General features: G+C 37.9%; 11 protein-coding genes, 1 rRNA gene, 1 pseudogene and 1 riboswitch. Of the genes and pseudogenes, 12 read left to right on the forward strand and 1 reads right to left on the reverse strand.

Annotation, left to right across the window (positions count from 1 at the left end; all coding sequences use genetic code 11):
• The first annotated feature begins 37 nt into the window (after positions 1–37).
• Positions 38–153, forward strand: a 5S ribosomal RNA gene (gene rrf / locus DN408_RS21425).
• Between the two features lie 41 nt (positions 154–194).
• Here rrf and DN408_RS32180 read toward each other — a convergent pair.
• Positions 195–463: pseudogene (locus DN408_RS32180) on the reverse strand (hypothetical protein).
• Between the two features lie 282 nt (positions 464–745).
• A riboswitch (purine riboswitch) is annotated at positions 746–847 on the forward strand.
• Positions 848–957: 110 nt separating this feature from the next.
• Between DN408_RS32180 and purE the strand changes: the two are divergent.
• From purE to purH, 11 genes are all read left to right on the forward strand, one after another.
• Positions 958–1,443 (forward strand): 5-(carboxyamino)imidazole ribonucleotide mutase, encoded by a 486-nt coding sequence (gene purE / locus DN408_RS21430; RefSeq protein ID WP_147740389.1) that lies wholly within the window; start codon positions 958–960, stop codon positions 1,441–1,443.
• Positions 1,440–2,591 (forward strand): 5-(carboxyamino)imidazole ribonucleotide synthase, encoded by a 1,152-nt coding sequence (gene purK / locus DN408_RS21435; protein WP_002140188.1) that lies wholly within the window; start codon positions 1,440–1,442, stop codon positions 2,589–2,591. The genes purE and purK overlap by 4 nt, the downstream gene beginning before the upstream one ends.
• On the forward strand, positions 2,588–3,895 hold the full coding sequence (gene purB, locus DN408_RS21440) for an adenylosuccinate lyase (protein ID WP_002124866.1): 1,308 nt from the start codon (positions 2,588–2,590) through the stop codon (positions 3,893–3,895). Before purK ends, purB begins: the two co-directional genes overlap by 4 nt.
• Positions 3,896–3,983: 88 nt before the next feature.
• Entirely contained in the window at positions 3,984–4,703 is a 720-nt protein-coding gene (gene purC / locus DN408_RS21445) for a phosphoribosylaminoimidazolesuccinocarboxamide synthase (RefSeq protein ID WP_002010014.1), read from the forward strand.
• The gene (gene purS / locus DN408_RS21450) at positions 4,696–4,950 is read left to right on the forward strand and encodes a phosphoribosylformylglycinamidine synthase subunit PurS (RefSeq protein WP_000278823.1); all 255 of its coding nucleotides are present in this window, start codon (positions 4,696–4,698) and stop codon (positions 4,948–4,950) included. The genes purC and purS overlap by 8 nt, the downstream gene beginning before the upstream one ends.
• A complete protein-coding gene (gene purQ, locus DN408_RS21455) occupies positions 4,947–5,630 on the forward strand; it encodes a phosphoribosylformylglycinamidine synthase subunit PurQ (RefSeq protein WP_000666771.1) in 684 nt (227 codons plus the stop codon). Before purS ends, purQ begins: the two co-directional genes overlap by 4 nt.
• Positions 5,614–7,833, forward strand: a complete 2,220-nt coding sequence (gene purL, locus DN408_RS21460) for a phosphoribosylformylglycinamidine synthase II (protein ID WP_002124868.1) — start codon at positions 5,614–5,616, stop codon at positions 7,831–7,833. Before purQ ends, purL begins: the two co-directional genes overlap by 17 nt.
• Positions 7,818–9,233 (forward strand): amidophosphoribosyltransferase, encoded by a 1,416-nt coding sequence (purF, locus tag DN408_RS21465; protein WP_002124870.1) that lies wholly within the window; start codon positions 7,818–7,820, stop codon positions 9,231–9,233. The genes purL and purF overlap by 16 nt, the downstream gene beginning before the upstream one ends.
• A 100-nt stretch (positions 9,234–9,333) precedes the next feature.
• Positions 9,334–10,374, forward strand: a complete 1,041-nt coding sequence (gene purM, locus DN408_RS21470) for a phosphoribosylformylglycinamidine cyclo-ligase (RefSeq protein ID WP_002186799.1) — start codon at positions 9,334–9,336, stop codon at positions 10,372–10,374.
• Positions 10,371–10,958, forward strand: a complete 588-nt coding sequence (gene purN / locus DN408_RS21475; RefSeq protein WP_002186802.1) for a phosphoribosylglycinamide formyltransferase — start codon at positions 10,371–10,373, stop codon at positions 10,956–10,958. Before purM ends, purN begins: the two co-directional genes overlap by 4 nt.
• Positions 10,959–10,982: 24 nt before the next feature.
• Complete coding sequence (purH, locus tag DN408_RS21480) at positions 10,983–12,518, forward strand: bifunctional phosphoribosylaminoimidazolecarboxamide formyltransferase/IMP cyclohydrolase (RefSeq protein WP_002124873.1); 1,536 nt, start codon at positions 10,983–10,985, stop codon at positions 12,516–12,518.
• Positions 12,519–12,545: the final 27 nt, after the last annotated feature.

Raw genomic sequence — 12,545 nt, forward strand, 5'->3', positions numbered from 1 at the left:
AATGTTATCTAGTTTTGAAGGAATATACCTTCATCAGTTTGGTGATGATGGCAGAGAGGTCACACCCGTTCCCATACCGAACACGGAAGTTAAGCTCTCTAGCGCCGATGGTAGTTGGGACCTTGTCCCTGTGAGAGTAGGACGTCGCCAAGCAAAAACCAAGTCGTTTCGACTTGGTTTTTTTGTGTTTATTTTTAATTACCGAAGGTTAAAATCCATAAATTTAATAACCCTAAAGACGAAAAAAGAATGAAATAGAGGCAGTTTAAAATAATGGTAATGATTTTTTGTGCTCCGGATTTTTCGAATGCTCCTAAAATAATCCCTAAGAATAGGAAAGATTATTTCTATCATAATAATGAGAGTAGAAAAAATGGGATGATATAAATAAGCATTCAATAATTACAGCAATTACTGCGATAGAGAAAAATAAATAGGATAATAGCACAGTTATTTTTTTCACGGTTATTCCTCCTTTGAAATTAAATCGTTATAATATAGGTTCTATCGATGTATAGAACACAAGAGAGTATATATATTGATTAAAACATACTGAAGTATTATATAAATAGTTATACATAAAATAGATCTCTAGAAATATATATTCTAATTCCCTTTCCTTCTTGCATATAGTTGCAATTCTTCTTTTGAATATAACTAAAACACGAACGTTATCGATGACTAATAAAAAAACATTCGATTATTTATTGACATTGTTTATGAAATATTGTTAATATAGCCATAGAAACAATAATATATAAGACCTCATATAATCGCGGGGATATGGCCTGCAAGTCTCTACCTAACGACCGTTATTCGTTAGACTATGAGGGAAAGTCACTCGGTATTTTTCTATTCACAAGGGATACGTATGCCTGAGTAGAGCACTTTCTCTCATAGTAAAAGAGAAACTGTTCTATTTCAGGCTTTTTTTATTTGAATCGGGGGGATTCTAATATGAAATCACTAGTTGGAGTCATAATGGGAAGCACGTCAGACTGGGAAACAATGAAATATGCTTGTGACATTTTAGATGAATTAAATATACCGTATGAGAAAAAAGTTGTATCCGCTCATCGGACTCCGGATTATATGTTTGAATATGCAGAAACAACTCGTGAACGTGGATTAAAAGTTATTATTGCTGGAGCCGGCGGAGCAGCGCATTTACCAGGAATGGTTGCAGCGAAGACAAATCTTCCTGTAATTGGTGTTCCAGTTCAATCAAAGGCGTTAAACGGCCTAGATTCGTTATTATCCATTGTCCAAATGCCAGGAGGGGTTCCAGTTGCAACTGTTGCAATTGGTAAGGCTGGTTCAACGAATGCTGGATTACTTGCTGCACAAATACTTGGATCATTTCATGATGATATACATGATGCATTAGAGTTGAGACGAGAAGCTATTGAGAAAACTGTGCGTGAAGGTAGTGAGCTAGTATGACGAGAATCATTTTACCTGGAAAAACAATCGGCATTATTGGAGGCGGCCAGCTTGGAAGAATGATGGCGTTGGCAGCTAAGGAAATGGGTTATAAAATTGCTGTTTTAGATCCTACAAAGCATTCACCATGTGCACAAGTTGCTGATGTTGAAGTCGTTGCACCATATGACGATTTAAAAGCAATTCAGCATTTAGCAGAGATAAGCGACGTTGTCACATATGAATTTGAGAATATTGATTATAGATGTTTACAATGGCTTGAAAAACATGCTTACTTACCACAAGGTAGTCAGTTGTTAAATAAAACGCAAAATCGTTTTACAGAAAAGAATGCAATTGAAAAAGCTGGGTTACCAGTAGCATCGTATAGATTGGTTCAAAATCAAGATCAACTTACAGAAGCAATTAAAGAGTTATCTTTCCCTTCTGTCTTAAAAACAACGACAGGTGGATACGATGGTAAAGGGCAAGTGGTTTTAAAGAGTGAAGCTGATGTTGTGAGAGCAAAAGAACTTACTAATAAAGCAGAGTGCATTCTAGAAAAATGGGTGCCTTTTGAAAAAGAAGTATCAGTTATTGTAATTCGTAGTGTAAGTGGTGAAACTAAAGTATTTCCGGTAGCGGAAAATATTCATGTAAATAATATTTTGCATGAATCTATCGTTCCAGCCCGCATTACAGAAGAACTTTCTCAAAAAGCAATTGCTTACGCAAAGGTACTTGCGGATGAACTAGAACTTGTGGGAACACTAGCGGTAGAGATGTTTGCTACAGCTGACGGTGAGATTTACATTAATGAATTAGCACCAAGACCTCACAATTCAGGACACTATACACAGGATGCATGTGAAACGAGTCAATTTGGTCAACATATTCGAGCAATCTGTAATTTACCTCTTGGAGAAACAAATTTGTTAAAACCAGTTGTCATGGTAAACATTTTAGGCGAACATATAGAAGGGGTCCTAGGACAAGTGAATAGACTAACCGGGTGCTATTTACACTTGTATGGAAAAGAAGAAGCAAAAGCGCAGCGAAAAATGGGGCATGTTAATATTTTAAATGATAATATTGAAGTCGCTCTAGAAAAAGCGAAGAGTTTGCATATTTGGGACCATCAAGAACAACTGTTGGAGGGAAAAAGATGATTAATCGTTATACACGCCCTGAAATGGGTGCGATTTGGACGGAAGAGAACAAATTTAAAGCGTGGTTAGAAGTTGAGATTTTAGCGTGTGAAGCATGGGCTGAGCTTGGCGATATTCCAAAAGAAGATGTGAAAAAAATTCGTGAACATGCAACATTTGATATTGATCGTATTTATGAAATTGAAAAAGAAACACGTCATGACGTAGTTGCTTTCACTCGTGCTGTATCAGAAACACCAACATTAGGCGAGGAACGTAAATGGGTTCATTACGGTTTAACATCTACAGACGTAGTAGATACAGCGTTATCTTATATCTTAAAACAAGCAAATGAAATCTTGTTAAAAGACTTAGAAAACTTTGTTAGCATTTTAGCTAATAAAGCGAAAGAGCATAAATACACGATTATGATGGGAAGAACACACGGTGTACATGCAGAGCCAACAACATTTGGTTTAAAACTTGGTCTTTGGTATGAAGAAATGAAACGTAACGTAGAGCGTTTCAAACAAGCTGCTGATACAGTTCGCGTTGGTAAGTTATCTGGTGCGGTTGGTACATATGCAAATATTGATCCATTCGTAGAAAAGTATGTTTGTGAAAACTTAGGATTAGAAGCAGCACCAATTTCAACACAAACATTGCAACGTGATCGTCATGCACATTACATGTCAACACTTGCACTAATCGCAACATCTGTTGAAAAGATGGCAGTTGAGATTCGTGGTTTACAAAAGAGTGAAACACGTGAAGTTGAAGAGGCTTTCGCAAAAGGTCAAAAAGGTTCTTCTGCAATGCCGCATAAACGTAATCCAATTGGATCTGAAAATATGACTGGTTTAGCTCGTGTTATCCGCGGTTATATGATGACAGCTTACGAGAATGTTCCGTTATGGCATGAGCGTGATATCTCTCACTCTTCTGCAGAACGCGTAATTTTACCAGATGCTACAATCGCGTTAAATTACATGTTAAATCGCTTTGGTAATATCGTTAAAAACTTAACTGTATTCCCAGAGAATATGAAACGCAATATGACAAGAACATACGGCTTAATTTACTCTCAACGCGTAATGCTTACACTAATTGACAAAGGTCTGGTACGTGAAGAAGCTTATGATATCGTACAGCCTAAAGCAATGGAAGCTTGGGAAACACAAGTACAATTTAAAGAGCTTGTAGAATCTGACGAGCGTATTACAAGTAAGTTAACGCAAGAAGAAATTAACGAATGTTTCAATTATGAACATCATATGCAACACGTTGATACAATCTTTGAACGCCTTGGATTAAACGAAGCGTAAAATTTCATATGGCACAGAATAGAGTCATTCTGTGCCATTCTTTATAAAAATATTATTCACATTTTTCAAACTACAGGGGGCTTGCGAAATGCAAAAGCTAGAATTGCTGTATGAAGGTAAGGCAAAAAGAATTTATCGTACAGAAGCAGCAGATATGGTTTGGGTAGAGTACAAAGATAGTGCGACTGCTTTCAATGGGGAGAAAAAAGCGACAATTACAGGAAAAGGTCGTTTGAACAATGAGATTACAACTTTATTGTTCAGAAAGTTACAAGAAGTTGGAATTAAAACACACTTTGTGGAGAAGTTATCTGATACAGAACAACTTGTCAAAAAGGTGAGTATTATTCCATTAGAAGTTGTCACAAGAAACGTAATTGCAGGCAGTCTTTCAAAAAGACTAGGAATGGAAGAAGGAACTGCTCTTACAACACCAATCGTAGAATTTTACTACAAAGATGATGATTTAGGAGATCCACTTGTAACGGAAGATCATATTCGTTTGTTAAATGTTGCAACACCAGAGCAAGTAAGCGTATTACGAGATGCAGCTCTACAAATCAATCAAGTGTTGATTGAGCATTTCGCAAGCTGTCGTGTAAGATTAGTAGATTTTAAATTAGAGTTTGGCGTAACAGAAGAAGGGGAAATCATATTAGCAGATGAAATTTCACCAGATACTTGCCGTTTATGGGATGAAACGAGCAATGAAAAATTTGATAAAGATGTATTCCGTCGTGATCTTGGGAATTTAACAGAAGCATATGAAGAAATTTTAAAACGTTTAGGGGGAGCTTCACATGTATAAAGTTAAGGTATATGTAACGTTAAGAGAAAGTGTATTAGATCCACAAGGAACTGCGGTAAAGGGAGCACTTCATAGTCTTTCATTTACAGAAGTACAAGACGTTCGAATCGGAAAATATATGGAATTAACAATTGATAAATCAGTATCTGATCTGGATAGCAAGGTAAAAGAAATGTGTGAAAAATTATTAGCAAACGTTGTAATGGAAGACTTCCGTTATGAAGTTGAGGAGGTTGTCGCACAGTGAAATTTGCAGTCATAGTATTCCCAGGTTCGAACTGTGATGTCGATATGTTCCATGCAATTAAAGATGAGCTTGGTGAAGAAGTAGATTACGTTTGGCACGATAGAGAGAATTTAGATGAATATGATGCAATTTTACTACCAGGTGGATTCTCTTACGGTGACTATTTACGTTGTGGTGCTATTTCTCGCTTTGCTAACGCAATGAAAGCAGTGCAAAAAGCTGCTGAGCAAGGAAAGCCAATTTTAGGTGTATGTAATGGATTCCAGATTCTTGTTGAATCAGGATTACTACCAGGAGCATTAATGAGAAACGAAAACTTGAAATTTATGTGCCGTACGGTTCAGTTACGTGTTGAAAATAATGAAACGATGTTTACATCACAATATGAAAAAGATGAAGTAATTAATATTCCAATTGCACATGGCGAAGGAAATTACTATTGTGATGAAGCGACTCTTAAACAATTAGAAGAGAATAATCAAATCGCATTCCGTTACGTAGAAAATCCGAATGGAAGCGTTTCAGATATTGCGGGTATTGTAAATGAAAAAGGAAATGTTCTTGGTATGATGCCACACCCAGAGCGTGCTGTAGATGAATTACTTGGCGGTGCTGAAGGTTTAAAAGTCTTTCAATCTATCTTAAAACAGTGGAGGGAAACATATGTCGTTAATGCTTGAGCCAAATCCAACACAAATTAAAGAAGAGCGTATATATGCGGAAATGGGGCTAACAGACGAAGAGTTTGCCATGGTTGAAAAGATTTTAGGCCGTTTGCCGAATTATACAGAAACGGGACTATTCTCTGTTATGTGGTCTGAACATTGTAGTTATAAAAATTCAAAGCCAGTTCTTCGTAAGTTTCCAACGACAGGTGAGCGTGTCTTACAAGGACCTGGAGAAGGCGCTGGAATTGTAGATATCGGTGATAATCAAGCGGTGGTATTTAAAATGGAAAGTCATAACCATCCTTCTGCAATTGAGCCATATCAAGGGGCAGCAACAGGTGTCGGTGGTATTATTCGCGATGTATTCTCTATGGGCGCACGTCCGGTAGCTCTATTAAACTCACTTCGTTTCGGTGAATTACAATCACCACGTGTGAAATATTTATTCGAAGAAGTAGTAGCAGGAATCGCAGGATACGGTAACTGCATCGGTATTCCTACTGTTGGTGGAGAAGTACAGTTTGATCCATGTTATGAAGGAAATCCACTTGTAAATGCAATGTGTGTAGGCCTAATTAATCATGAAGATATAAAAAAAGGGCAAGCACATGGTGCTGGTAATACAGTAATGTACGTAGGAGCATCAACTGGTCGTGATGGTATTCACGGTGCAACATTCGCATCTGAAGAGTTATCTGAAAGCTCAGAAGCGAAGCGTCCGGCAGTTCAAGTAGGGGATCCATTTATGGAGAAACTTCTTATTGAAGCATGTTTAGAACTTATTCAGTCTGATGCACTTGTTGGAATTCAAGATATGGGAGCTGCTGGTTTAACATCATCTTCTGCAGAAATGGCAAGTAAAGCAGGTATGGGTATTGAAATGTACTTAGATGATGTACCGCAGCGTGAAACTGGAATGACTCCATATGAAATGATGTTATCTGAATCACAAGAGCGTATGTTAATCGTTGTGAAAAAAGGTAGAGAGCAAGAAATAGTAGATTTATTTGAAAAGTATGGTCTTGCAGCAGTTACGATGGGGAAAGTAACTGAAGATAAAATGCTTCGCCTATTCCATAAAGACGAAATGGTAGCTGAAGTACCGGCGGATGCTCTTGCAGAAGAAGCACCAATTTATCATAAACCGTCAAAAGAAGCAGCATACTTTGCTGAGTTCCAGCAGATGAAAATGGAAACACCAAAAGTAGAAGATTATAAAGAAACGTTATTATCTTTATTACAACAACCAACGATTGCAAGTAAAGAGTGGGTATATGATCAATATGATTATCAAGTGCGCACTAGCACAATCGTTACACCAGGTTCAGATGCAGCGGTTATACGCGTACGCGGCACAGAAAAAGGATTAGCAATGACGACAGATTGTAACTCTCGCTACATTTATTTAGATCCAGAAGTGGGCGGTAAAATTGCAGTAGCAGAGGCAGCACGTAATATCGTATGTTCTGGCGGGGAGCCACTTGCAATTACAGATTGCTTAAACTTCGGTAACCCAGAAAAACCAGAGATCTTCTGGCAAATTGAGAAATCAGTAGACGGTATGAGTGAAGCTTGCCGCAAGTTACAAACGCCAGTTATCGGCGGGAATGTATCAATGTATAACGAGCGTAGTGGTGAAGCTGTATATCCAACACCAACTGTTGGGATGGTTGGACTTGTACACGATTTAAAACACGTAACAACACAAGAATTTAAACAAGCTGGCGATTTAGTTTATGTAATTGGAGAGACGAAAGCTGAGTTTGGTGGAAGTGAATTACAGAAAATGATCTACGGAAAAATTTTCGGTCAATCACCAAGCATCGATCTAGATGTAGAATTAAAACGCCAAAAGCAAGTACTAGCAGCAATTCAAGCTGGCCTTGTTCAATCTGCACATGATGTTGCAGAAGGTGGTTTAGCAGTTGCAATTACTGAAAGTGCAATTGGTGCTAACGGTTTAGGTGCTACTGTGAAATTAGACGGAGAAGCAACAGCAGTATTATTTGCAGAATCACAATCGCGCTTCGTTATAACCGTAAAACGTGAAAATAAAGAAGCATTTGAGAAAGTGGTTGAAGCAATTCAAGTTGGAGAAGTGACAAATACAAATGAAGTAACAATTCATAATGAAGAAAATGAAGTATTACTTACAGCAAATGTAGATGAAATGAGAAAGGCTTGGAAAGGGGCAATCCCATGCTTGCTGAAATAAAGGGGTTAAATGAAGAATGTGGCGTTTTTGGAATTTGGGGGCATGAAAATGCAGCACAAGTTTCGTACTACGGATTGCACAGTTTGCAGCACCGTGGGCAAGAGGGCGCAGGCATTGTTGTAAATAATGGGGAAAAAATCATCGGTCACAAGGGGTTAGGTTTAATATCAGAAGTGTTTTCAAGAGGTGAGCTAGAGGGATTAAACGGGAAATCAGCAATTGGACACGTACGATATGCAACAGCTGGTGGAAGTGAAGTTGCTAACGTTCAACCATTATTATTCCGTTTTTCCGATCATAGCATGGCGTTAGCTCATAACGGAAATTTAATTAATGCAAAAATGCTTCGTCGTGAATTAGAGGCAGAGGGAAGTATTTTTCAAACAAGTTCAGATACAGAAGTACTTTTACACCTCATTAAGCGTAGTACAAAAGATTCTTTAATTGATAGTGTAAAAGAGGCTCTAAATAAAGTGAAAGGTGCGTTTGCATATCTTTTACTAACTGGAAATGAAATGATCGTTGCGCTAGATCCAAATGGATTCCGTCCTCTTTCAATTGGAAAGATGGGGGATGCTTACGTTGTAGCATCGGAAACATGTGCTTTCGATGTAGTTGGTGCAACATACATTCGTGATGTAGAACCTGGTGAATTGCTTATTATCAATGATGAAGGAATTCACGTAGATCGTTTTACAAATGAAGTAGACCATGCGATTTGCAGTATGGAATACATTTACTTTGCACGTCCAGATTCTAATATCGCTGGTATTAATGTTCATGCAGCACGTAAAAACATGGGGAAACGTTTAGCGGCGGAAGCTCCTATTGAAGCTGATGTTGTTACTGGTGTACCAGACTCTAGTATTTCAGCAGCAATTGGTTATGCGGAGGCGACAGGAATTCCGTATGAGTTAGGGTTAATTAAAAATCGTTACGTTGGACGTACGTTTATTCAACCTTCTCAAGAACTGCGTGAGCAAGGGGTTAAGATGAAGCTTTCAGCAGTAAGAGGCGTAGTTGAAGGAAAACGAGTTGTTATGATTGACGATTCTATCGTAAGAGGAACGACAAGTAAACGAATTGTTCGTATGCTTCGCGAGGCTGGAGCGACAGAAGTCCATGTAAGAATTGCTTCACCACCTCTTAAGTATCCATGCTTCTATGGCATTGATATTCAAACGAGAAAAGAATTAATCGCAGCAAATAATTCAATAGAAGAAATCCGTCAAATCATCGGAGCAGATTCACTAACATTTTTAAGTGAAGATGGATTAGTAGATGCAATTGGACGCCCATATGAAGGGAAATACGGTGGTCTATGTATGGCTTACTTCAATGGAGACTATCCAACAGCTCTTTATGATTATGAGCAAGAGCTTTTAGAAAGTATGAAATAAGAAGAAAAAAGCTTCTACTTCTTTTGATGTAGAAGCTAGCTTCTTTCTTAAAACGGCCGCCCTGGATGGGGAGAAATTAAAAGACGAGGTGTAAATAACGATGGCGAATGCATATAAGCAAGCAGGAGTAGATATTGAAGCTGGATATGAAGCGGTATCTCGCATGAAAAAACACGTACAAACAACAATGAGAAAAGAAGTGCTAGGCGGTTTAGGCGGTTTTGGAGGTATGTTTGATCTATCAAAATTTGCATTAGAAGAACCTGTATTAGTATCTGGAACAGATGGCGTGGGAACGAAATTGATGCTCGCTTTTATGGCAGATAAACATGACACAATTGGTATTGATGCAGTAGCAATGTGTGTAAATGATATTGTTGTCCAAGGAGCAGAGCCGCTTTTCTTCCTTGATTATATTGCTTGTGGTAAAGCTGAACCTAGTAAAATTGAAAACATCGTCAAAGGTATATCAGAGGGCTGTCGCCAAGCTGGTTGTGCATTAATTGGTGGAGAAACAGCTGAAATGCCAGGAATGTATTCTACGGAAGAATACGATTTAGCTGGTTTTACAGTTGGAATTGTTGATAAAAAGAAAATTATAACAGGTGAAAAAATTGAAGCTGGTCACGTATTAATTGGCTTAGCATCTAGCGGTATTCATAGTAACGGTTATTCTTTAGTACGAAAAGTATTACTAGAAGATGGAGAACTATCTTTAGACCGTATTTACGGCCGCCTAGAACTACCTCTTGGTGAAGAATTATTAAAACCAACGAAAATTTATGTCAAACCTATTTTAGAACTATTGAAGAAACATGAAGTATACGGTATGGCGCATATTACAGGTGGCGGGTTCATTGAAAATATTCCACGTATGTTGCCAGAAGGAATCGGTGCGGAAATTGAATTAGGATCTTGGCAAGTTCAACCGATCTTCAGTTTACTTCAAGAAGTTGGAAAACTAGAAGAGAAAGAAATGTTCAATATTTTTAACATGGGTATTGGTATGGTAGTAGCAGTAAAGGAAGAAGAGGCAAAAGATATTGTTCGTCTTCTTGAGGAACAAGGCGAGAAAGCTCATATTATTGGACACACTGTACAAGGGTCTGGTGTTACCTTTATTGAGGGAACAGAAGTATGAGTAGATTAGCAGTTTTTGCTTCTGGGAGCGGCTCTAACTTTCAATCTCTCATTAATGCGGTAGAAGACAAAATATTGGATGCGAATATTAGTTTATTAGTATGTGATAAACCAGAGGCACGCGCTATTGGACGGGCACACTATCACCATATTCCGTGTTTTTCCTTTTCAGCGAAAGCATATGAGTCAAAAGAAGCATTTGAAAAAGAGATATTAAAAAAGCTAGAAGAGTATGAAATTGATTATGTTATTTTAGCTGGATATATGCGTTTAATTGGAACGACTTTACTAGAAGCGTACGGCGGGAAAATTATTAATATTCATCCATCACTACTACCGAGTTTTCCAGGGAAAGATGCTGTTGGTCAAGCGTTAGAAGCGGGTGTGAAAGTAACCGGAGTAACGATTCACTATGTAGATGCAGGTATGGATACAGGTCCAATTATTGCGCAAGAAGCAGTAGTTGTTTCTGAAGGGGATACGAGAGAAAGCTTACAAAAGAAAATTCAACAAGTTGAACATAAATTATACGTAAATACAGTGAATCAAATTGTTCAGTCTGTGAAAAAACCAACTGTTAACTAACATACAACTAGGGGTGAAGGATAAATGAAAAAGCGTGCATTAGTAAGTGTTTCAGATAAAACAGGAGTAGTAGAATTTGTTAAAGGTTTACTTGAACAAGGGATTGAAGTTATTTCAACAGGTGGTACGAAAAAATTATTAGAAGAAAACGGCTTGCAAGTAATTGGTATTTCTGAAGTAACTGGTTTCCCAGAAATTATGGATGGTCGTGTAAAAACATTACATCCAAATATTCATGGTGGTCTATTAGCAGTTCGTGATAATGAAATGCATGTAGCGCAAATGAATGAATTAGGTATTCAACCAATTGACTTTGTTGTTGTTAACTTATACCCATTTAAAGAAACAATCGCTAAGCCTGATGTAACATTTGCTGATGCAATTGAAAATATTGATATCGGTGGCCCAACAATGATTCGCTCTGCTGCGAAAAATCATAAATTTGTATCGGTAGTTGTAGATCCAGTAGATTATGATGTTGTATTAGCAGAACTGAAAGAGAACGGTGAAGTAACAGAGGGAACGAAACGTAAATTAGCAGCGAAAGTATTCCGTCATACAGCGGCATATGATGCGTTAATTTCTAACTACTTAACAGAGCAAATGGGCGAAGAAAGCCCAGAAACATTAACAGTGACATTTGAGAAAAAACAAGATTTACGCTATGGCGAAAATCCACATCAAAAAGCAACGTTCTATAAAGCGCCATTCGCAGCAACGTCTTCTGTTGCATACGCAGAACAATTACATGGTAAAGAATTATCTTATAACAATATCAACGATGCGGATGCAGCACTTAGCATCGTGAAAGAATTTACAGAACCAGCAGTAGTAGCGGTAAAACATATGAATCCATGTGGTGTTGGAGTAGGAACTGATATTCATGAAGCATATACTCGTGCTTATGAAGCGGATCCAGTATCAATCTTCGGCGGTATTATTGCAGCAAATCGTGAAATTGATAAAGCTACAGCAGAAAAGTTACACGAAATTTTCTTAGAAATTGTTATCGCTCCTTCGTTCTCGCAAGAAGCTTTAGAAGTGTTGCAAAGTAAGAAGAACTTACGCTTACTAACTGTAAATATTGAAAAAGCGACAAGTGCAAGCAAAAAACTAACTTCTGTACAAGGTGGTCTTCTTGTTCAAGAAGAAGATACGTTATCATTAGATGAGGACGCAATTTCAATTCCAACGAAACGTGAACCATCAGAGCAAGAATGGAAAGATTTAAAACTAGCTTGGAAAGTTGTAAAACATGTGAAATCAAATGCAATTGTTTTAGCGAATGATAACATGACAGTTGGTGTAGGCGCGGGACAGATGAACCGTGTAGGTTCTGCAAAAATCGCAATCACACAAGCTGGCGAAAAAGCACAAGGTAGCGCACTTGCATCTGATGCTTTCTTCCCAATGCCAGATACAGTAGAAGAAGCAGCAAAAGCTGGAATTACAGCAATCATCCAACCAGGCGGATCGATTCGTGATGAAGATTCTATTAAAATGGCAGATGCGTATGGGATTACTATGGTGTTCACTGGCGTACGTCATTTCAAACACTAATAGAGGATGTTAAAAAAGTCCGGTCAA

Origin of the sequence: Bacillus sp. AR13-1 (assembly GCF_008042285.1) — a bacterium.
GTDB classification, from domain to species: domain Bacteria; phylum Bacillota; class Bacilli; order Bacillales; family Bacillaceae_G; genus Bacillus_A; species Bacillus_A mycoides.